We start from the raw sequence: 23,081 nt of genomic DNA, 5'->3' as shown, positions 1-23,081 counted from the left end.
AGAATTTCAGCATGAAAAATAGCATTATTACAATATGTTTTTTATCCCTTCTATCCTGTAAGAGTCAGACAGAAAAAAAACTGCAGGAGGTTTATTCGTTTCCAAACGAACTGAAAGAAGTTTCGGGAATGATGTATGACAGCAATAGTAACTTACTTTTTGTACTCGAAGACAGCGGAAATAAAAATATTTTATTCGGACTGGACTCAACCGGAGAAATCAAATCTCAGGTTCTTATAAAAGAGGTTCATAATCACGATTGGGAAGCACTGACAAAAGATGAAAAAGGAGATTTTTATATTGGTGATTTTGGCAATAATAAAAATGAAAGAACGGATCTGAGTATTTATAAAATTGCAAATTCAGATCTGCAAAAAAAAGAGGCTGCTGTTCTGCAAACCACATCTTTTTTCTATCCGGAACAGAAAAAATTTCCTCCCAAGAATACGGAACTATTTTTTGATGCGGAGTCTTTTATTGTACATAAAGAGTACTTTTATGTTTTTACAAAAAACAGAAGTAAAGGATTTGACGGTACATTTTATGTATATAAAATACCTAATAAGCCCGGAAAGTTCGAAGCCAAACGCATTGCGACACTCAAAAGCTGCAATCACTACCGCCATTGTGCTATAACCGATGCTGCCTTGAGTCCTGATGGGAAAACAATTGCTTTATTGTCCAGTTCCAGAGTGTGGCTGATAAGCGATTTTGAAAATGACGTTTTTACTGAAAAAAACATACAGATGTATGATTTGAATCATACCTCACAAAAAGAATCCATAGTATTCAGAGATGAACAAACACTATGGATTTCTGATGAGGTTAAAAAGAAAGAAGGTGGAAAGCTGTATCGTATTACACTTACAGATTTAAAAGGCAAACCCTAAACCAAAAGTAATGATATCGTCTTCACTGCTTCTGAAATAATTCAGATTAAAAGTAAGGGTTTCAATAGCACTGAGCCATATTCCGGCTCCGTAGCTATTGTGCCACTTATTCGAATTTTCTACAGCCCAGACTTTACCATAATCAAATCCTGCCAGCATACCATATTTCATTGGAACAATTCCCTGACGAATGTCTCCTATATGCCAACGGATATCCGAACTGTGTACAAAAGATTGTTTACCTATAAACCGTTGCTCTCTGAAACCTCTCAAACTTTTAGCGCCACCAATGGCCGCTCCCTGATAAAATTCATAGGTATTACCCATAATTATTTTTGAAAGGAAGGTAGAGGAAAATGCAAAGCTTTCCTTTTGATTGAGAGGAACAACAAAATTAAGTCTGCTGTCTATATAATTGTGGTTAACATTTGCTTCTTTGAGATTCGCTTTAAACCCGTATTCCAAATCAAAGCCGAAGCCGAGAGTAGGATAACTTTTATTGTTGTAATTTTTAAAAGTATAGTGTAGTTTTCCAAAACCAAACTGTTGTGCCTTATACAGATTTTCATTATGAGCGTAAGCTGTGTCAATTTCGCGATGTTTCGTGTCTTCTATCTTAATGGATTCTGCCCCACCGGAAATTTCAAAACTGCCTCCGTTTCGGCCTTCATATTTATAACCGGGTTCTACTTTATACGTTTCCATACGCACACGGTTATGATTTTTTCCCAATACTTTATCATTGTTAACCGTTTCATTACCTATACCAAAATAATTTTGAGTAAAATTGCTATCTGTCAAATCTGCTTTGATGGTGAACATCCAGTTATTAGTTGCATTTTTAAAGGCTCCTTCATACCCCAATTCAATTCCGTTTGTAGCAAAAGCAAAATTACCTTTCAGATGATGTTTTTGTGAATACGGATTCTGAACAAAATTGTTTACAGTGTAAGTAGCGTTAAATCCGATTTTTAAACCATTATCAGGGTTGTAACCTGCATTGGGCAATACGCTCAAAATGTTTAAAGGTACCTTGCGGTAATCATATTGATTGACATTGTACATATTGCTTAAAAAAAGATTGCTTTTTCGGGCATCAGTATAAGTATTGTTTTTTGAAGCATAATCATAAACTTTTACATTTTTTGTATCGTTTATATCGTAAATATCATTGTTAGGGCCGCCAATCAATCTGATTTTTATCGCATTATTCTTTCCTTTTACAATAAAATGGTCGTTGTCATCCAAGCCGTAAATCCATATTTCTCTCGTGTTTTTAGCATCGTATGTGTTGACTGACTGTACTTCATCTCCATTCTTTTTAGAACGTATATAGGTGACTTTTACCGTATTATCATCATTCTTGTCAATAAGAAACGTATCTTTTTTATCAGTACCGGTCAGAATGATCGTTTTTGATAATTCTTTATAAAAATCCCCAACATAGGCTACCAGTTTGGAACGGCGTATTTTTAATATTTCTTTGATTTCTTCATTTGTTTTTGCAGGAATTTCTTTTGGAAGCAGCGCAAAACTTCTTTCGATATTTTCATCAGATATTCCATCAACCACCTGTTGTGCCATGTTTTGCCACTCCTCTAAAGATTTTTCCTGAAGAAATTTTACATCAAGAGGAAAAGCAGATTTATTCATCCAGCGCGGATTTGGAAATTCTTTTTTGAAACTTTGCATATGACGCAGTGGAGGTAATTTTTTGATAAGTGATAATAAGGCACCGTCAATTTTTGCAAATACCTGATCGCGGTCACGCGGAATAGGCTGATAGATGATTTTTCCATCTTTTCTGTATTCAGACCATCTCCATTGATCAGCATGACGATCCCAGTCGCCAATAAGCATGTCAAAGATTCTTACCTTTAGAAACTCATCGGCATCAACTTCATATTTTTCATCTTTCATCAGGTTTTTGATAACATCATCAGTACTTATGATAGCATCCGGATTTCCAAAATTATCAGCATCTAACTGAGAATCACTTGGCCGTTCTTCAATCATATATAAAGCATCGCCATATAAGGCATTATATTTACCCAGTGCATTTTGTTTGGGAACATAGAACAAAATGGGATTTGTACGTTTAATAGTTAAGTTATCTGAAAGATTACCCACAATAAACGGTGTGTAGGGATTTGAAGTGGTATAAAAATCATTTATAAATGTTTCTGCAAAGGTATCTTCAAAAGATTCTTTTACCCGCTGATCTTTAAAAAGTGCGGTTTGTAAAAACTGTGTAGCACTTTTCTTTAATCCTCTCATTACAAATTCTTTTCCGTCCGGATTTTTTAATCTAAGGGACATTGACTGATTGCCACCGCCTGAGATGGTAGGAGTAAGGCCACCATAAAGGGTATCTAAATTTACGGAGTTTGCTTCAATAGCAAGGCCATAAAGTTCCCGGTAATGATCTCCGAACAGGAATTTATAAAGTTTACTTTTTTGAGTCACTTTTTCAGGATATATAGAAGCCTTTATCGTTTTGGATTTGTTTTCTGGAATGGTGTAGATTTCCTTTTGGGGTGCCGGCAAAACTTCATGTGAAAACAACAGCTGGTCTTCATTTTCCTCCACACCGTAGTAGGCAACCTGAAGGCTTCCGTCTTTATAAGCTCTTAAAATACTGTATCCTGATTTTCCCGAAGAGAAACTTACAGGCTGGATAGCCCTTGCTTCTTCATTTTTTGAAGCCGAGCCGGAAATGATTTGTTTGATACCGTCTTTTTCGATGTACTGAAGATTGTGTTCATGACCTGATACGTAAACAACATTTTCATTGGTTTGTGTCAATGCTTTTAAACGGTTTACCAATTGGGAATAATAAGAATTCTGAATGTCAGCCGGACTGCCACCGCTCGTTTTTCTCAGATAGTTGATGAGCGTCCCAAAAACCGGAGCCGGGATATTATAAGCCGGGAATAAATGCGAGCGTAAAGAGAAATATCCTCCATGAGGACCGTTAGAAACGAGAGGGTGGTGAATGAAAACCAAAATTGTTTTATTTTGATTTTTGTTAATGAGGCTTCGAAATTCTTCAAAAAAATCTTCCCGTGTTTTATATGTGCTTAATGCATTGATATTCGGATGCCGGTTCCAGTTTTGTATGAACCATTCACTATCAATAAAAACCAATGTTAAATCATCATTCAGATTAACCTTATCTATTGGATTGTTCTTTTTGGGATAAAATGCATTTTTGGTATTCAAATACTTATTTACATACTCTTTTTGAGCTGCTAATCCGTCGAGTCCGTGATACCAGTCATGATTTCCGGGTATTACGTAGGTAGAACCTTTGTAATTACTGGTGATGCTTAACTGATAATCGAGTTTTTGTTCTGCTTTTTTGCGTTCTTCTATCTCCTTAACCGGCATTCCTTTCGGATAGATATTATCTCCTAAAATAATCAGGGAACTGTTTTTCTCTGCGTTATTCAATCTTTTCTCCAATGATCGCAATACGTTTTGAGACTGTAGTTCTTCCGAATTTCCAGCATCACCAACCAGATAGAATTCATGCAATATTTCACTTTTTTTCTCGTTATCAGAAAACAGTTTTTGGGTTTGAGTTCCATAACTTTCTTTATAAGTAGCACAGGAATTCAAACACAGAATGCCCGCCATTAAAGAAAGTTTAAGGAATCTTTTGATGGTTCTATTAAAATAAATCATAATTTAGTAACTAATTTAATGATTATGAATATACTGCAAAAAGCAGAGGAATATATCTTTCAGTTATTCAAAGATACACCAAATAAAGGGTATTTTTATCACGATTTTACCCATACCATCCGTGTAGTCAGAGGAGTGGAAGAGTTGGTTGCCGGAGAAAAAGTAACGGAACAGGAAGCTTTATTGCTTAAGCTTGCCGCATGGTTTCATGATGCGGGATATATCAATGGTTGTGAGCAGCACGAAGAAAGGGGTGCTCAGATAGCAGAAAGTTTTTTAAAGGAAAATGATTTTGATGCAGAAGATACTGCTACGGTAAAACGGTTGATTTTATCAACACAACTCAGCCATGAACCTGTAGATAATCTGGAAATGATTATGCGGGATGCTGATTTTTATCATTTTGCAGAAGATAATTATATAGAAATAAGTAATCTGTTGAAAAAAGAGCTCGAATTTTGTTCTAATTCCTGTATTACAGACTTAATGTGGAATAAAGGGAACTGGAATATTATGTCACGGCTTCATCGGTATTACACAGATTATGCAAAGAAAAACTGGCAGCCCAAAAAAGAAGATAATCTCCTCAAAGTTGCTGATAAACTGGAAAAAATGATTGAGGAAGATACCTCAAAAGATAAAGCTAAAGAAAAAAAGAAAAAAGCAAAAGAAGAACGTCCGGAAAGAGGTATCGATACCGTTTTCCGTGTTACCTTAAACAATCATACCCGCTTGAGCGGTATTGCAGACAGTAAAGCCAATATTCTATTATCGGTCAATGCCATTATCATTTCAATTTCCCTTTCGGCATTGATCCCTAAGTTAGATAGCCCGAGTAATGCTCATTTGATCATTCCTACCTTTATTTTACTGTTATCAAGCGTAATTACGATCATTTTTGCCATTTTATCTACGAAGCCAAAGGTTACTTCAGGATCTTTTACAAGAGATGATATCAATAACAGAAAAGTGAATCTGTTATTTTTCGGAAATTTTTATGAAATGCCGTTAGAAGAATATACCTGGGCAATGAACGAAATGATGAAAGACAGAGAATATCTGTATAACTCCATGATTAAGGATTTATATTATCTGGGTATTGTTTTAGACCGTAAATACAAATTACTCCGTATTACTTATAATGTTTTTATGTTTGGGCTTATCGCTTCAGTAATTTCATTTATTCTCGCTTTTAAAGGCATCGGTTTTTAATTGTATCAAATCTTTTGACGTATAGTAATGAGAAGATTCCTCAAAAGGATTTTGTGCTATGTTTACGCGCAACGCTTTCAAACCGGATACACCTGCGAGATCTTCAATGTCAAATTGCTGAATTTCGGTATCTAAGATAGCTTTTGAAGCTAAGAAAGTAAGATAATCTGTATATTCATTTTTTTGCTCTTCGTTCATGTAAACGATAGTCAGCATGTTGGATTGAACGATACGTTCATCAGAGTTTTTAATAAAAGCTTTATCAATTCGCTTTTTAATTACCTCATATTTAATGTTGTGATTTCCATCTATATCAAAGCGTTTTTCGTCCATTCTGAAACGTATGGAAACCGGTGTATCATACACTAAGATAAGGGAAGTCATCTCAAATATAAAAGGCATTTCATGCTGTGAATTTTGCTGTATGAAATTTTGCATTTTGCATAAGGTCTGTATCTGCCATAAGCGAAGATTCTGTAAATAAATCTGATCAAATATTTTGGATGGTGTTATAGAACTGCCAATATAAATATTATGTTCTACCCCATCTGTCACAAACCGTTCGTAATAATGCGGAAATATATTTTGTGCCCTTATCTGTGCAGCATCGAGTATTTCTGCAAGTCTTTTATTGATATGATTCAGAGCAGTATCAAACCGTTTACGTTCCTGATAAAAACTCTGCGATTCTTCATCAAACAGGGATAGATAGGCAGCTACTTTTTCCCGTATAACCTCTTCGTCTGTAATATTTTTCAGTAACGGATGTATTTTCTGATTAATATATTTGTTTATTTCCTGTTCGATTCCGGATGACAAGCCTTCTTCAAGCAGGTTTTGGAATTCCTTTAATTCAAAAATCCTTTGGTCAAAAAGGAGTTTATTATTTTCATCATCAATCAGATAAAAAATGGAGAGTAACCAGTGCAGTTGATCCTGAAGATCTTTTGTAATGGCACGGTTTCTCAAAATTGTTGAACTTTTGATATCTGATGCTCCATACAATGGAAACACCTTATCGAAAACAATTTCTTTATAGATATAATTGGTTTCAGATAATTCAAAAAAATATTTTCGGGCTTCTTCGAGAAATTTCCAGTAAACACTCGGATGTATAGTGGTATATTCTTTTTGGATGAAAGCTTCCAGTTGATTGCGGATATCATTTTGTATGCGTTCAAATGTATCGGTAATAAATGGTGTTACATCATTTAACTTTTGTGCATTGATCGTATTTAGAGCATATTTTGTACCGGAGACTAATTCAATAATACCGCTGATCTGCTCTACTGTAAATACCGGAGTAAAAATAAAGCTTTCAATCCCTTTTTGTTTAAAATAGTATCCCAACTCTTTAAAATTTTCATCTTCAATTAATACATCAATATCAGAAATAATCAAGTTTTCTTTAGTGAGTACCAAATAGTCAAAAATTTCGTTGAATAATGAAATGAGTTTTTTCTGATCGATTTCAAGCGTAGAAATAAAACTCTTGATATGCAGTTTGTTGGGTACTTTGATAATATGATTTTCTACTGAACTGAAAAATGAAAAACCAACCTGAATATCAGGTAGTTTAAATACCGATTTAAAAGTCTCATCCAACTCACTGTTTTCAAAAGAGGTATTTTCCGAATCCGCTTTGAGCAGTTTACTCTTGAGATTCGAAATAGCGCTTTCTACTGTTACATCGAATAATGATATAATACCGAAACCTTTTAAAATCCAACTATGCGGTGGAAATTTTTCTTTCCAGAGATCCAGATTATTATAGCTGTTTTTGAGTTCGTTGATTTCTTCCTGACTTAGTTTTTTTGCATGAACGGTAGGAATGACTTCTACAAAATCAGCATTATACATAATTTTATAATGCTTGATAATACCATGTGCATCAGGTATATCATAAAAAAGCGGGCGCATGAGATCGATGTTTTCATTATAATGAACACTCAATATCAGGCAACAGTTCATGATATAAAAATTATCTTCAGTAAGGTCTCGGATTGACATTTCAAAATCACTTCCTGCTTCACGGATGATCTTTTTGAAACGATTCGTAAAATTGAACGTAAAATTCTGAAAAGGAAAGCTTACAGCTTTTATTTCATTATTGTTGAGCGCTGTTGGAAACAAATCAGCCAAAAGATTCTTGATGAGGTTTTCATTTTCATAGATCATTTCCTCTGTAGTGATTCCGGTACGCAATTCCGGTAGTTTTTCAACCTCTTTCAGCAATGCCTTTGCATAATCAACCCGATACGAAACCTCATCATTTTCAGCAATATCTTCAAGTGTTTCAATAACTTTATGAAATGAAATAACGGTCGTAAACGGGCTGTTTTCAAACTGATCTATTGGCATGGCAGTGGCTGGTTTGTTGAATTACAAATATCGCGAATATCTGATTATTTTTATATAAGAATCATACAAATGATTGCATTTATATTTCTAACTTTATCTTTTAATTTCAAGACATGAAAGTACATAATTTTAGTGCAGGGCCAAGTATTTTACCTGAAGAAGTGATGCAACAGGCAGCAAAAGCTGTTTTAAATCTGAATGAGACAGGATTGTCTATTTTAGAAATTTCACACCGAAGCCCTGAATTCTTAGCCATTTTAGCAGAAGCTAAAAGTCTTGTTCTTGAATTGCTTGATTTACCTCAGAATGAGTACAAGGTACTGTTTCTTCAAGGCGGAGCCAGTATGGAGTTCTTGCGTATTCCTATGAATTTAATGCAAAAAGGAGGGAAGGCTGCCTATCTCAATACCGGAACATGGGCAGACAATGCAGTAAAGGAAGCTAAGGCATTCGGAGAAGTTATCGAAGTAGCGTCTTCAAAAGATATGCATTATAGTTATATTCCTAAAGCCTATACCATCCCTGATGATGCTGATTATTTTCACTGTACCAGCAATAATACCATTTATGGTACTCAGATGCGGTCATTTCCGGAAACAGCCATACCGTTTGTTTGCGATATGAGCTCTGATATTTTTTCAAGAAAGTTAGATTTTTCCCAATTTGATCTTATCTATGCCGGAGCTCAGAAAAATATTGGTCCCGCAGGAACCACTCTTATCGTTATCAGAGAACGTATACTTGGTAATCCAAAAAATGGCCTTCCAAATATTATGAATTATCAGATGCATATAGAACGCGAGAGTATGTATAATACACCCGCTGTTTTTGCTATCTATACCTCAATGTTAACGCTAAGATGGATTAAAAAAGCCGGAGGGATAGCAGCAATGGAAGCAAGAAATAATAAAAAGGCGGCTTTGTTGTACGAAGAAATAGATCATAACCCGCTTTTTGAAGGAACAGCAGCAAAAGAGGATCGATCCCTAATGAATGTCACTTTCAGACTTAAAGATGCAAACCATACAGAAGCATTTGATACTCTTTGCAAGACATATCATATAAGCGGTCTTAAAGGTCACCGCACTGTCGGTGGATACAGAGCTTCACTTTATAATGCATTACCTGTTGAAAGTGTACAGATGCTTATTGAGGTAATGCAACAATTTCAGAGATCACATTCTTGATATAATTATTTACAGTATCATTGAGAATTTTATTTTATGCTAATAAAATCCCTGTCAATACTAAATTAACAGGGATAATATTTTTATATAGATTCCTAAAAATTATTTATTTCCATTAAGTTTAGAATCTGTACGTACTTCCTTAGGTGTTTTTCCCAAGTGTTTTTTTATGAAAGTTCCGAAATTTCCCTCATCATTAAAATCGAGCTCATAAGATATTTCAGCAATGCTTGCTGTAGAATGTTTTAAAAGTCTTATACTTTCCTGCAGCAATCGCTCTGTAATAATCTGTTTTGGGGTTTTGCCTAAAACATGTTCAGTCATTTCAGTTAACCGTCTCGGGGTAATATTTAATTTATCGGCATAGTATTTTACAATTTTATGTTTTTTAAAATCAGTATGCAACAGCACACGGAATTTATTTACGAGATCTATGTTTTGTAGATTTTTACGCGTTATATGCAAACTTTTTTCTTCAATATTCAGCAAGCCGTCCAGCAGCAACGCTTCAATTGTATTATGTGCAATAGAAACATAGAGTCCACTGTCTTTATGCTCATAAAGAGCAAGCCGGTCAATGGCGAATCTCTTGATGTCATATTGCGTTGCTTTTGTAGGGGAAATAAAAACATCCTGATTAAAATTATAAAACAGCTCTGAATTTAAAAACATACTGTCTTTGGCAGACCTTTCATAAAACGAAGCAGAAAAAGCAATTACATAGGTGTTGTCTTCTTCCGGATTTTTTTGATAGACAATACTTTTCGACGGTCCGATAAAAACAATATGGGGTCCTATTATTTCATATTCTTCCCCTTCAACAATTATAGTAGCATAATTAAATACAATATATATACAATAATAGTCAAGCGTATTGAACGCCCGGTTGCCATTATTTCTGTCAATGACTTTTTTGAGGGTATTTATACTAAAACCATTTATCTTTAATTGTTTTGATAATTCGTAAATCTCCATAAAATACAAAGTCAGTGTTGTGTTAATGAATAGTTGCTGCAATTAAGTTCAATATAAAGAAAATCAAACATATAAACTAATCCCTACCTGTACTTATGACTTTTTCTAAGAGATATAATAAACTTATTAAAGCATTTGCATCAGATAAAAAATAAATATTAATACGATATATTATAATTTTAAATTTATGTATTTTTCTAAACTTCTTTTAGTATATTGTCGAAAATATAAATTTATCATTGAATATTTAAAATATATGAAGAAATATGTTGGATAAAAAATATTTTTTTCTTCTGTTGATGTTGACAACAATTGTGAGCAAGGCACAGGAAAATTTAGTGCTTAATCCTGGTTTTGAAGATGTTAATCTGGATAATTTATTGTGTACTATTTATCCATTAGGTCCTGAATTTGAAAATGCAGTCAACTACTGGAGTTATCCGAACTGGGGAACAAGTGATATCTATCATACCAGCCTTTCACCATCATGTATTACCCATCCTCTTTCTACAAATACAATAGTCCTTAGCAGTCATTTACCTCATACTGGAAATTCTATGGCAGGATTTATTATGTCAGTGCCGGATGTTACCTACAGAGAATATCTTCAGGGAACATTAAGTGCTTCTTTGGAAATAGGTTCGGTGTATGAAGTCCAGTTTTACGTGCTTAAATCAGCCCAAAGTGCTGTGTCAATAAATAATTTTGGAATTAAATTTCTTGACGCTCCCATGTTGCAAAATTCGAGTGAATTAATTGATATTGTACCCGATGTAAATTATTCTGGTACACCTGTTACCGAAAGTGAAAACTGGCAATTATTGTCTTTTGAGTTTACCCCTACAGAAAATAACCTTAACCGTTTTGTACTTGGTAATTTTTTTACTAATGAAAATAGTCAAATAAGTTATTTATTTATTCCGGGAGAAATGATGAACAATTATGCCTATTATTTTATAGATGATGTTTCTGTGAGATTTTTGCGCCATACTGATTCTGCTGATTTTGAGCAGATGGGACCGTTTTGTGAAGGCGAAGATTTTGAATTACCGACCACTTCAGTAAACGGAATTTCCGGTAGCTGGTCACCGGCAATCAATACCACTCAGACTACTACCTACACTTTTACCCCGGATGAGGTTATCTATTTACCGGTTCAGATGACTGTTGAGATAACCCCTAAAACAATTCCTGTTTTTGATTCTTTTATGCCATTGTGTTTTAATGATCAAAATTTTGTGTTGCCAACTATTTCATTAAATGGGATTTCCGGTAACTGGTCGCCTTCATTTGATTCTGAAAAAACGACTACTTATATTTTTACTCCATTTGAGGGACAATGTGCAACCCAACAATCGGTTGAAGTTGTAGTATGGGATGATTTTGATTTTAATTTTATGTATTTCTGCGAAAGTGGTCAACTATATCTTGAAGTAGTTGACAATCCTTCTTTTATAAGTAATGCATCTATTTTTGAATGGAAAGTGAATGGTACGAAAATAAATGAAAATAACCGCATGCTTAATCTAAGCAGCTTTATCAATACATCCAACCATCAGCTGGCTGTTGAGGTTACGGTGACGAATGAGAACGGCTGCCACAAGAAAAAAAATATAGAGATAGCTGCTGATAATTTTTGTATGATTCCCAAAGGAATTTCACCAAATGGAGATGGGCTGAACGATTTTCTCTCATTAGAACATTTCAATGTTGAAAATCTGGCTATATACAACCGTTATGGAGAAATTGTATATGAAAAAAGGGATTATACAAATGAGTGGAACGGACAATCAAAAAATGGGAAACGATTGCCAACGGCTACTTATTATTACCATATAACAACTAAAAAAGGAGAACGTTTTACGGGATGGATCTATCTTCTTCAGGAAGTGAATTAAAAATATGGATGAATGTTACCTATAGTTATACGGTACGTTTTTGTACAAAATTGAATTCATTGAAGACCGGCTTTTATAGCAGGTCTTTTTTGTCTATTATAAAAGAAATCAAACAGAAGAAAGCTCTTTCATGGATAATAGAGCATCTACAAATAAATTTTTTTGCTAATAAAGCATACATTGGAATATGCTGTACACCTGAGTTATTGAACAATACTCTCTCTTGCTTTAATGAAATCAGTAATTAGATAAGCCGTGAGTTTACCTACAAGATGACTGTTTTTTTCTTCATCTAAAACAGGAGCGCCTTCACAGATATGAAGATAAGAAGCGTTTCGGTTTTTAGCCATATAATGAATAAATTGTCTTGCTTCTATAGTAGAAAAGCCAGAGGGTGTAATGGCGCTTGAAGCCACTTTTTCAATGCTGTCCAAATCAAGTTCAATACCGTATGGATCGGCTTTTATATGCTGTTGAGCCTGATTTAATTCTGATAAGAATTCTTTTTCAAACCGTACTCTAATTTGCTCAAATGTATTGTATTTGACAAATGCCGTTACTTCTTTTATTCGGTGAAAGACCGCTTTGGAAGTATAGTTTTCATGCAAACCAAAAATAAAATAATTTTTCAGAAAGTTTTCTTCAAACGCATATGAAAAACCATTACCACTATGTCGGCCTTCCAATGGTCTGAAATCTGTATGGGCATCAAAATTGATTACATTTACCGGATTTCCTTTAGCTAAAGCAAGTCCTTTAATATTTCCATAGGCATTATTGTGTCCGCCACCGATAATGATGGGGATTTTGCCGGATTTTATAATTTGTGAAACTAAAAAAGTAACTTCTTTATCAATCTTTTCTACGAGTTTGAAAAGTTCTTTTCGTTCTTCAATATTGTCAACATTGAGGGTGTCCGCAATTTTTGTCAGAGAGCTAAAATCAAATGCTCCCAATACGCCCACTGAATTCCCTTTACAGGTTTTATTATGCTGGATATTCAGCAGTGATTTTAAGGTGCTTTCCCAGGCTGTTGAAGTACCTTTTCTTCCGAAATTGGCGCGAACACCAATGTCTTCCGGAATTCCGAATAAAATATAAGTAGCTGTTGTTGTTGTAAGAAAGGATTCGATACTTTCATTTTCATTTGGTAATTGCACTCTTTCTCCAAATTTTATCTCGCTTGAACGCAGTTGAACGATTTTATTTTTATTTGATATGTTAAATATTGAAAAATTATCCATTAAAATATGATTGAAATCCTTAATAAAATATGCTGGTATAGTTAAAATCTATTGTTGTTTAGATTTTGTACGATAAAAAGCCTATTGATTATCACAACTATTATTTATAATTTTGTTTATGGTAAATATAAATCGATTTAATCGATTAAAATTCTTTTTCATAACTATTTTTTCACACCAAAAGCAATTTTGGTGTGTTTTTTTAAGACCATTTTTTACCGTTGAGATATACTGACTCTATAAGGTTACTGCCAAATGCATAAGGTATCTGATAATAGGAACTCAAAGGCTGCGTAATGATAAAGCTCGCTTTTTTTCCTTTTGTCACAGATCCATAACTCTCAAGTAAATCCATGGCATATGCAGCATTGATAGTTGCAGCGTTAATAGCTTCTTCCGGTGTCATTTTCATTTTTATACATGCAGTAGCTACCACAAAATTCATATTACCTGATGGTGTAGTTCCTGGGTTAAAATCAGATGCCAATGCCAACGGTAAGCCCGCATTAAGCATTTTACGGGCGGGTGTATAAGGAATAGAGATAAAATAAGAACAGGTAGGCAAAGCTACGGGCATAGTCTTGCTGTTTTTCAAAACTTCTATGTCTTCATCAGTTACCACTTCTAAATGATCTACAGACAGTGCATTGTTTTCTACACAACTCTTGATTCCTCCAATAGCCGTAAACTGGTTGACATGGATTTTAGATCTCAATCCGTACTGAAGACCAGTCTGCATGATTTTTTCTGTTTCAGCAACTGAAAAATACCCCGTTTCTAAAAAGGCATCTATATAATCCGCTAAATTTTCCTGAGCTACAGCCGGAATCATTTCATTACAGATCAGATCTATATAGGCTTCATGATTATCTTTATATTCTGCAGGAAAGGCATGTGCTCCTAAAAAAGTGGACTTTATAGCTACGGGATACGTTTCTTTGAGTTTCTTTATCACACGAAGCATTTTTAATTCTGCTTCTAATGTGAGGCCATAGCCGGATTTAATCTCCAGTGCACCAGTACCCTGAAGCATTACTTCTTCCAGTCTCTTTTTGGATTCTTCAAATAAATCACTTTCTGAAATCTGCTGTAATTTCTTAGCTGAATTCAAAATACCACCACCGCGGTTAAAAATTTCTTCATAACTCAAACCGTTGATGCGGTCCACAAATTCCTGTTCTCTGTTACCGGCATAAACAATATGGGTATGGCTGTCAATCCATGTTGGTAATATGGTCTTGCCTTCAGCATCAATAGTAACGTCTGCAGTACTATCTGTAAGGTCTTCCATCACTCCGTAATCCTTGATAAGATCATCTTCTATACGGAGAAAAGCATTTTTAAGAACAGGTAGTGTTTTCATTTCATCTCCGGCTAAGAAATGTGGTGTCTGTTCTCTTACCTGCAAAAGCTCTTTTATGTTGATAAATAGTGTTGTCATAATTAAAGTTTAGGTAAAAATACTATGGATATTTTAAAATATGGTATATTTAAAATAAAAATTACATGTCAAAAAGAGTAAAAACCAAAACCATAAAAACGGTACAGCCTTATACGTGGGAATATAACGGAGTGTATGTAGATGAACCAACAGATTTACAGGTGTTCATTTATAACGAAGAGCGTTATATTGAAAAAACCGCTCAACGTTTTGAAGATATTCTGCCATTACTGCAATCAGTTAATGAAAATGATATGGTTTGGTTTAATATTCATGGATTAAATGATCCGTCTATTTTTCCGAAAATAGCTGCTTTTTTTGATGTTCCTTTATCAACTCTCAACGAAGTATTGATTATTTCGAGAAGATCAAGAGTAGAAACTCAGGAAGGGCTATTGTTTTTTAATTTAAAAACAACTGTATCTCAACTGTTTGAAGATAAAATTGAAATTATTCCGATAAGCTTTATCATAAAGGATAATCTGCTATTATCTTTTCAGGACAAAAAGAATGCTTTGTTTGAGCACATCAGAGAGCGTATACGCACGAAAGTAGGATCAGTGAGAAGAAAGCAGGAAGATTTTCTTCTCTATTTACTGTTAGAAGCCATTACTGAAAATACCTTTTTATCATTAGATGAAATAGAAGACAAAGTAGATATTATACTAAACGATACCAAAAAATCTCATAACATTGCTATTTTAAATGCTATACAATACCAGTCTAACAATCTTAATGAAATGAAGCGGGCGATGTTGCCTTTGAAAGATGTAGTATTCAATATCCGCAATATCAATATCAATGAAGAAGTCAAATTTTTAGATCCGGTTAATCAGGTTTATTTTAACCGTATGTACCACAAAGTATTAGAAATTCTTGACCAGATAGATTATGATATTAAACAGCTTGACAATGCTTCTAATTATTATTTTTCCATGCAAAGTCATAGAATGAATAATATTATGAAAGTACTCACCATTGTATCTGTCATTTTTATGCCTTTAACTTTTATTGTTGGTGTTTATGGGATGAATTTTGATGTAATGCCAGAATTGCGTTATAAATATGGTTATTATACCGTTATGATTGTGATGTTTTTACTCGTTGTCATCATGGTATATTATTTTAAAAGAAAGCGATGGTTTTAGAGAATAACTATTGATATATTATTTAAAAAATGGGCTTTTTAGGCTTTTTTTGATTAATTATTCTTTGTTTTTTTAGATATAAATATATAATCTATAATTTTTTTCAATACCCAAAACAGATATTAGTAGGTTAAAAATTAGCAAAATACATTCATATTTTTTAAATTCGTGCCATATTTAAAAATTAAAGTAAATTTTCGTCTATATATATTATGAGTGAAAAAGCTAAAACAAAAGAAACTTTAACCTTTGAAGATTTTAAGAAAGAGGTGCTAAACGACTATAAGATTGCGCGTATCAGTAGAGAGTGTAGTTTATTGGGGCGTAGAGAAGTTTTAACAGGAAAGGCAAAGTTTGGAATTTTCGGAGACGGAAAGGAAGTGCCTCAGCTGGCAATGGCTAAAGCATTTAAAAACGGAGATTTCCGCTCAGGTTATTACCGTGATCAAACCTTTATGATGGCAATAGGAGCATTGAATATCCAACAGTTTTTCGCAGGACTTTACGGACATGCTGATCTGAACCATGATCCGATGTCAGGTGGACGCCAGATGGGAGGACATTTTTCAACACATAGTTTAGATGAAAATGGTAATTGGAAAAAGCTGACGGAACAAAAAAATTCCAGTGCTGATATTTCTCCCACAGCGGGTCAAATGCCTCGTTTGTTGGGATTGGCTCAGGCATCTAAAATATACCGTGAATTTTCACAAACGATAGATACAGAACATAAATTTTCTGTTGAAGGGAATGAAGTAGCATGGGGTACTATTGGAAATGCTTCCACTTCTGAAGGATTGTTTTTTGAAACAATTAATGCAGCCGGAGTATTACAGGTACCAATGGTAATGAGTGTATGGGATGATATGTACGGAATTTCTGTGCATGCAAAATATCAGACTACTAAAGAAAGTATTTCAGAGATCCTTAAAGGCTTTCAGAAAGAAGAAAATACTAATGGTTATGAAATCTTTACGGTAAAAGGATGGGATTACCCTGCGTTGGTAGATACGTATGCCCGTGCTTCAGAAATAGCACGTAAAAATCATATTCCTGTATTAATTCATGTTCAGGAACTGACACAGCCTCAGGGGCATTCAACATCGGGTTCGCATGAACGTTATAAATCGACCGACCGTCTGGCATGGGAAACAGATTTTGACTGTTTGACAAAAATGCGTCAATGGATCATCGAAAACGGAATTGCAGCTACAGAAGATTTAGATACTCTTGATGCGGAACTTAAAAAAGAAGTATTAGAAGGGAAAAAAGCGGCATGGAACGCTTATCTGGATCCTATAAAAGCAGAACGTGAACAATTGGTTGCTATCCTTGCTAATCTTGCTGCCGGTTCTTCCAATAAAGTTTTTATTGAAAAGTACAGCAATGAACTTACAGCAATTAAAGAGCCTATCAGAAAAGATCTTTTAGTAGCTGCAAGAAAAGTATTGCGCTTATTGGTTCATGAAGCTAATAAAACTATTTTATCAGCATGGATTAAAGACTATACGGCTAAAATTCAACCTTCTTTTAGTTCAAATCTCTATTCTGAATCAGACAAAAAAATTACGTCAATAGCAGAAGTACTTCCGGTATATAATGATGGGAATGAAGAGGTTGATGCAAGACTTATCATAAGAGATAATTTTGATACCATTTTTAAAAACAGACCTGAAGTATTGATTTTCGGAGAAGATTCCGGAAATATTGGAGATGTTAATCAGGGATTAGAGGGACTACAGGAAAAATATGGCGAAAGCAGAGTAGGTGATGCGGGAATCCGTGAAGCTACTATATTAGGCCAAGGAATCGGAATGGCAATGAGAGGACTTCGCCCGATTGCTGAAATTCAATATCTGGACTATTTACTGTACGCCATTCAGATTATGAGTGATGACCTTGCTACTTTACAATATCGTACTTCAGGGCGTCAAAAGGCTCCGTTGATCGTACGAACGCGTGGACATCGCTTAGAAGGAATCTGGCATTCGGGTTCACCAATGGGAATGATCATCAACGCAATTCGTGGTATGCATGTTCTGGTGCCAAGAAATATGACTAAAGCTGCAGGTTTTTATAACACGTTATTGGAAACAGATGAACCAGCCTTGGTTGTTGAGTGTCTTAACGGTTACCGCTTAAAAGAAAAAATGCCGTCTAATTTAGGGGCTTTCAGAACTCCGGTAGGTGTGGTGGAAACCATTAAAGAAGGAAATGACCTTACCATTATTTCTTATGGTTCTACCTTAAGAATTATTGAACAGGCTGCAAAAGAGCTTATGGAAATTGGAATTGATGTAGAAATTATTGATGCGCAATCTTTACTGCCATTTGATATTAACCATGATACGGTAAAATCATTACAGAAAACCAACAGATTACTTGTAATTGACGAAGATGTTCCGGGAGGAGCCTCAGCTTATCTGTTACAGCAGATTATTGAAGAACAAAAAGGATATAAGTTCCTGGATAGCGAACCGCAAACTCTGACTGCGAAAGAACACCGTCCGGCTTATGGTACGGATGGCGATTATTTTTCAAAGCCAAGTGTAGAAGATGTAGTAGAAAAAGTATATGAAATGATGCATGAAGTAAATCCTGCAAAATTCCCGAGTTTATACTAATTCTACTTTGATATAAACAAAAAATCCAGCCTTGTGCTGGATTTTTTCGTTTCTACTTAAAGCTATTGAGTAATTCTCTTGCTATACTCATCCCAATCAAATTCAAATCCCAAATTTTGAGTAATATAATTAAAAATATCATCAAATTCTGGCTCATGCACCTTTGCGAAATCATACCATTTTTTAGAAAATTCAGAATATGGATCTGCAAAAGACTCTGCCTGCAACCTCATTCCTTTATGCGTACTACTCAGCCAATATTCTTTTTTTTCTTGAATATTCATCTTTGGGTATATATCCAACCAAAATTTTTTACGCTCATCCAATATTTTCTGCAAAAATTCTTTATCATCCATACTTAAATTTTATTGAATTAATCTGATAAAAATTATTCCGAATAATTTCTATACTTTTTAAGTAAATGTTTCCACTTCTCAAAATTAATAATTCTTTCACTTCTATAATTTTTTAAATTTTGATGCCACAAAATTGGAAATATTAAAGTGTTAAAAGAAGGTATTTTTGCTTTCGTTACTAAAAAAGGTAGCTCTTTTTTCACGTAGTTACCTTTTTCTGTATTCTTTTCTCTGAATGCGGTTATTACAGATTAAAAAGAGGTGAAATATTATGATAAGATTTTAATATTAGTTACTTTTGTTGCGTTTTTAAACTATCAATAAAAATGGTAAAAGATTTATTTGAAAGAATTCATAATAATAAAGGTCCTTTAGGAAAATGGGCTTCACAGGCAGAAGGTTACTATGTGTTTCCAAAACTGGAAGGGGAATTAGGACCAAGAATGAAATTTCATGGAAAAGACATTCTTAACTGGAGTTTAAATGACTACCTGGGGTTGGCAAATCATCCGGAAGTTCGTAAAGCAGATGCGGATGCAGCTTTACAATACGGAGCTGCTTATCCGATGGGGGCTCGTATGATGTCTGGTCATACTACAATTCACGAACAATTACAAGATGAATTGGCTGCTTTTGTTAAAAAAGAAGCTGCTTATTTATTGAATTTTGGTTATCAGGGAATGGTATCTACAATTGATGCTTTGGTAACTAAAAATGATGTTATTGTGTATGATGTAGATTCGCATGCCTGTATCATTGATGGAGTTCGTCTGCATATGGGAAAACGTTTTACGTATAAACATAATGATATTGAAAGCTTAGAGAAAAACCTTGAAAGAGCTACTAAAATGGCTAACGAGCAGGGTGGAGGAATTTTAGTGATTACAGAAGGTGTTTTCGGAATGAGAGGACAGCAGGGTAAACTAAAAGAAATCGTAGCTTTAAAAGAAAAATACAACTTCCGCTTATTGGTAGATGATGCTCATGGTTTTGGTACTTTGGGAGCAACAGGAGCAGGAGCAGGAGAAGAGCAGGGGTGTCAGGATGGAATTGATGTTTATTTCTCTACATTCGCAAAATCAATGGCTTCTATCGGTGCTTTCCTTGCTGCAGATAAAGATATTATTGATTATCTGAAGTATAATTTGCGTTCTCAGATGTTTGCCAAAGCATTACCGATGATTTTAACCGTAGGAGCTTTAAAACGTTTAGAGTTATTGCGTAACAATCCAGGATTAAAAGATAAATTGTGGGTAAACGTAAATGCACTTCAAAATGGATTAAAAGAAAGAGGATTTAATATTGGTGATACAAATACCTGTGTAACACCTGTATATCTTGAAGGTTCTATTCCTGAAGCAATGGTGATGGTAAATGACCTGAGAGAAAACTACGGAATTTTCTTGTCGATTGTAGTATATCCTGTAATTCCTAAAGGAATTATTTTGTTGAGAATTATACCGACTGCATCACATTCACTTGAAGATATTGAAGAAACGCTTACTGCTTTTGAAGCTATCAGAGAAAAATTAACAGATGGTACTTATAAAAGAATTGCAGCAGAAACTACGGTTGACGTAAGTGCTGAATAAGTAAAGTCATAAATAAACAAAAAAATCCATTCATTTGAATGGATTTTTTTATTTATAGTTCGTAAGGATCTTTAAAAATAATTTTCTTGTGATTTCTCCATGAAACACCAATTTGTCCCAGATACTTTTGCGGATTATCACCTATACCTGTTCCGCCTGAAATATCGAGTTGCAAATTGCGGTGTACTAAAAACGTAAAACCAGCTCTGAATATACAGTCATCTTTAAACGGAATCTTTTCGCCTTCATATTCTCGGAAATAACCTTGATTTTCTGCAAATACAGACCATCTTTGGTTAAATCCATACGATAAGGTTGCGATATAGCCATAACTTCTGAAATCGTCATTTTCTGCATTTTCAATAATCAGATTGGTAACAAATGATAAGTGATTGGAAATATGTTGTTGGGTGATGATCATACCTTTTATGGAGGCTGCCGGCATATTCGGATGCCAGTACTTGTCAGACTTAAAATCAGCTCCGACAAATACTGATACGGCAGGTACCAATCTTCTCCATTTATATCTCTGGTTGGCTCTCCAGCTCAAAACATTGACCTTGTCAACATAATTTTTATAAGAATCATATAAAAGATACTTGGCACCAATTGTTGCGTTTCTGAAACCACTGAATTTATTTTCTGTCGCATACACCGTCTGATTTGTAGCGTCATATTTAAAATCCGCTATCAATTCTAAATTCTCGTTCATTACGCCAAAACGCAGCTGTACATCTGCCCCGATCCGGTCGTTGTATGTTTCACTGTCATAGCTGTCTTTCTGCATTCCCAATCCGGTCTCAATCTGAATAATACCTTTGCTGACGGAATAGGCTCCCATTGACAGGCTTGGTCTGTTTGTATTTATTTCAGTTGTATACTGACCATAAGACTGAAAACAAATGAGAAAAAGGGTTATAATAAGACTGTGTTTCATAATGTGGAACAATTATATTTTCAAATATAGGTATCATTTTTTTTGTATGATAATTAATTCATTTTTTTCTTCAATTTCAGGGAAACTATATATTTTATAGTCATTTTGATGAAAATGATGCTTATAAAAAGCAATTTTTTCCTGAATTTGATGATTGTATACGATAGTATTAAAAAGCAGGGTTCCTGATAAACTCATACTTTTTTTTACATGGTCAATAAATGGTTTTTCAAAAAGAAAATCGGGCATGATGATATCTTGAAAAATATCAATAATGATAAGATCAAACTGCTCATTATTTTTCATAATAAAATTCAAAGCATCCTGCTGATACAGCTTCAGTTGTTCATCTTCTTTGAGATCAAAATACTTTTTGGCAATTTGTAATACAACAGGATCCAAATCAACTCCTGTTAACATTCCTTCAAATTTTATTTCTTCAAGTAAGGTTTTTATTACACTGCCTCCGCCAACGCCTAATATTAAAATGTTTTGCATCTCCCGGATGTTATCAAAACCAATTTGCTGTAATCCATAGTGCAAAATCTTTTGTAAGCTGCCATAGGAGTAATTGGCATGTTTGGTATCAAGGATCAGTTTTCCATTCAGCCATGTGATCTCGAGTTGTTCGCTTACAGGTGACTTTACTACTTTATGAGGAATAGGAAAGAAATAACTCAAAAGACGCTTTATCATAAGATGTAATTTTTTCAAAGATAAATTTTTATCTGGAACGAAAGCTTTTGAAAGTTCCGTCTTTATAAAATAGAATGATTTCTTCAGGAGCATCTCTGGAAGTAGGGTAAGACAGGTCTTCGCGTTTTGCTGATTCAGAAGGCAGGTCAATGTCAGGTGCATGAATTTCTTTTACATTTTCTAAGGGTTTGCTTCCTTCTGTAATAATAAATTCCTGATTATGTTGCTCTGTTTCTATTGTCTCTTTTTGGGGTTCTGAAGCAGTGGGCGGTAGGGCTGAAATTGTCTTTTCAGTAGTAGACTTTTGTTGGAACATACTTCCTTTTCCGAGTAGTAACCAATACAAATTCAGAGTAGGAAAGGTTTCGATTATCTTTAAAACAAAGTCAAGACTGGGCTTATTTCGTTCAGAAATAATATGTGAAAAATTTGAACGTTGAATCCCGGTTAGGTCTGCAAACTGAGATGGCGTAAGTTCAAAATGTACTAAAATATCATTGAGGCGGATGTTGAAATCAGTCATAAAAAACAAGTTTTAGGATGCTAAAATAAGCAATTTACAATTGTAAAGCAATTGAAATGTAGTGTGTTTAAAATTGTAAACATATTAAATTTTTACTTTAGTTAATGTTATTTATTTATCTGGAATTTAATAATATAAATATTAATTAATATACACTTATTTAGCTTGTTTACATTTGTAAATAATAAAAATATTACAAATGTAAACTTATGGTTTGTCTGAAATTGTATCGTTTTGGATTATAATTGCTAAAGTGTTTTTCTGAAATGTGTTTATGTATATTTTATCATTAGATTAACCAGTTTTTTTA

At 34.2% G+C, this 23,081-nt stretch carries 17 protein-coding genes; 8 read left to right on the top strand and 9 right to left on the bottom strand.

Annotation, left to right across the window (positions count from 1 at the left end):
- The first annotated feature begins 11 nt into the window (after positions 1–11).
- Positions 12–890 (top strand): hypothetical protein, encoded by an 879-nt coding sequence (locus tag QW060_RS10330; protein WP_290363501.1) that lies wholly within the window; start codon positions 12–14, stop codon positions 888–890.
- On the opposite strand, the gene QW060_RS10325 is transcribed toward QW060_RS10330, so the two are convergent.
- Positions 873–4,577 (bottom strand): metallophosphoesterase, encoded by a 3,705-nt coding sequence (locus QW060_RS10325; RefSeq protein ID WP_290363500.1) that lies wholly within the window; start codon positions 4,575–4,577, stop codon positions 873–875. The two genes, QW060_RS10330 and QW060_RS10325, sit on opposite strands and share 18 nt — an antisense overlap.
- 24 nt (positions 4,578–4,601) lie before the next feature.
- Here QW060_RS10325 and QW060_RS10320 point away from each other — a divergent pair, with 24 nt between their 5' ends.
- Complete coding sequence (locus QW060_RS10320; RefSeq protein ID WP_290363499.1) at positions 4,602–5,789, top strand: Pycsar system effector family protein; 1,188 nt, start codon at positions 4,602–4,604, stop codon at positions 5,787–5,789.
- Here the strand turns inward: QW060_RS10320 and QW060_RS10315 are convergent.
- Positions 5,754–8,150: a GAF domain-containing protein gene (locus tag QW060_RS10315; protein ID WP_290363498.1), complete on the bottom strand. Its 2,397-nt coding sequence runs from the start codon at positions 8,148–8,150 to the stop codon at positions 5,754–5,756. The two genes, QW060_RS10320 and QW060_RS10315, sit on opposite strands and share 36 nt — an antisense overlap.
- 113 nt (positions 8,151–8,263) lie before the next feature.
- Between QW060_RS10315 and serC the strand changes: the two genes are divergently transcribed.
- A complete protein-coding gene (gene serC, locus QW060_RS10310) occupies positions 8,264–9,337 on the top strand; it encodes a 3-phosphoserine/phosphohydroxythreonine transaminase (RefSeq protein ID WP_290363497.1) in 1,074 nt (357 codons plus the stop codon).
- 102 nt (positions 9,338–9,439) lie between these two features.
- Here the strand turns inward: serC and QW060_RS10305 are convergent, their stop codons facing one another.
- Positions 9,440–10,354, bottom strand: a complete 915-nt coding sequence (locus QW060_RS10305) for a helix-turn-helix domain-containing protein (protein WP_290363496.1) — start codon at positions 10,352–10,354, stop codon at positions 9,440–9,442.
- 224 nt (positions 10,355–10,578) lie between these two features.
- Between QW060_RS10305 and QW060_RS10300 the strand changes: the two genes are divergently transcribed.
- Together QW060_RS10300 and QW060_RS10295 are read left to right on the top strand one after the other, a co-directional pair.
- Positions 10,579–12,210 (top strand): gliding motility-associated C-terminal domain-containing protein, encoded by a 1,632-nt coding sequence (locus QW060_RS10300; RefSeq protein WP_290363495.1) that lies wholly within the window; start codon positions 10,579–10,581, stop codon positions 12,208–12,210.
- Complete coding sequence (locus QW060_RS10295; RefSeq protein ID WP_290363494.1) at positions 12,180–12,458, top strand: hypothetical protein; 279 nt, start codon at positions 12,180–12,182, stop codon at positions 12,456–12,458. Before QW060_RS10300 ends, QW060_RS10295 begins: the two co-directional genes overlap by 31 nt.
- Here the strand turns inward: QW060_RS10295 and QW060_RS10290 are convergent.
- Together QW060_RS10290 and hutI are read right to left on the bottom strand one after the other, a co-directional pair.
- The gene (locus QW060_RS10290) at positions 12,414–13,454 is read right to left on the bottom strand and encodes a formimidoylglutamase (RefSeq protein WP_290363493.1); all 1,041 of its coding nucleotides are present in this window, start codon (positions 13,452–13,454) and stop codon (positions 12,414–12,416) included. The genes QW060_RS10295 and QW060_RS10290 overlap by 45 nt on opposite strands.
- Positions 13,455–13,656: 202 nt before the next feature.
- Positions 13,657–14,895 (bottom strand): imidazolonepropionase, encoded by a 1,239-nt coding sequence (hutI, locus tag QW060_RS10285; protein ID WP_290363492.1) that lies wholly within the window; start codon positions 14,893–14,895, stop codon positions 13,657–13,659.
- A gap of 65 nt (positions 14,896–14,960) precedes the next feature.
- Between hutI and corA the strand changes: the two genes are divergently transcribed.
- A complete protein-coding gene (gene corA, locus QW060_RS10280; protein ID WP_290363491.1) occupies positions 14,961–16,043 on the top strand; it encodes a magnesium/cobalt transporter CorA in 1,083 nt (360 codons plus the stop codon).
- 212 nt (positions 16,044–16,255) lie between these two features.
- The gene (locus QW060_RS10275) at positions 16,256–18,667 is read left to right on the top strand and encodes an alpha-ketoacid dehydrogenase subunit alpha/beta (RefSeq protein ID WP_290363490.1); all 2,412 of its coding nucleotides are present in this window, start codon (positions 16,256–16,258) and stop codon (positions 18,665–18,667) included.
- A 62-nt stretch (positions 18,668–18,729) separates the two neighbouring features.
- On the opposite strand, the gene QW060_RS10270 is transcribed toward QW060_RS10275, so the two are convergent.
- Positions 18,730–18,969, bottom strand: coding sequence for a hypothetical protein (locus QW060_RS10270; RefSeq protein WP_290363489.1), 240 nt, complete (start codon positions 18,967–18,969; stop codon positions 18,730–18,732).
- A 380-nt stretch (positions 18,970–19,349) separates the two neighbouring features.
- Between QW060_RS10270 and QW060_RS10265 the strand changes: the two genes are divergently transcribed.
- Positions 19,350–20,615 carry an aminotransferase class I/II-fold pyridoxal phosphate-dependent enzyme gene (locus QW060_RS10265; RefSeq protein WP_290363488.1) on the top strand — a complete coding sequence of 422 codons (1,266 nt, stop codon included), beginning with the start codon at positions 19,350–19,352 and terminating at the stop codon, positions 20,613–20,615.
- Positions 20,616–20,667: 52 nt separating this feature from the next.
- Here QW060_RS10265 and QW060_RS10260 read toward each other — a convergent pair whose 3' ends face one another.
- The 3 genes from QW060_RS10260 to QW060_RS10250 are packed head-to-tail and all read right to left on the bottom strand — an operon-like array spanning position 20,668 to position 22,771.
- On the bottom strand, positions 20,668–21,552 hold the full coding sequence (locus tag QW060_RS10260) for a transporter (RefSeq protein ID WP_290363487.1): 885 nt from the start codon (positions 21,550–21,552) through the stop codon (positions 20,668–20,670).
- Between the two features lie 33 nt (positions 21,553–21,585).
- Positions 21,586–22,248: a fused MFS/spermidine synthase gene (locus QW060_RS10255; RefSeq protein WP_290363486.1), complete on the bottom strand. Its 663-nt coding sequence runs from the start codon at positions 22,246–22,248 to the stop codon at positions 21,586–21,588.
- Positions 22,249–22,276: 28 nt separating this feature from the next.
- A complete protein-coding gene (locus QW060_RS10250) occupies positions 22,277–22,771 on the bottom strand; it encodes a helix-turn-helix domain-containing protein (RefSeq protein ID WP_290363485.1) in 495 nt (164 codons plus the stop codon).
- Positions 22,772–23,081 lie beyond the last annotated feature (310 nt).

It is taken from the genome of Paenimyroides ceti (assembly GCF_030409925.1).
Note: the sequence above shows the minus strand (reverse complement) of the source record. Positions and strands in the feature narration are given on the sequence as shown.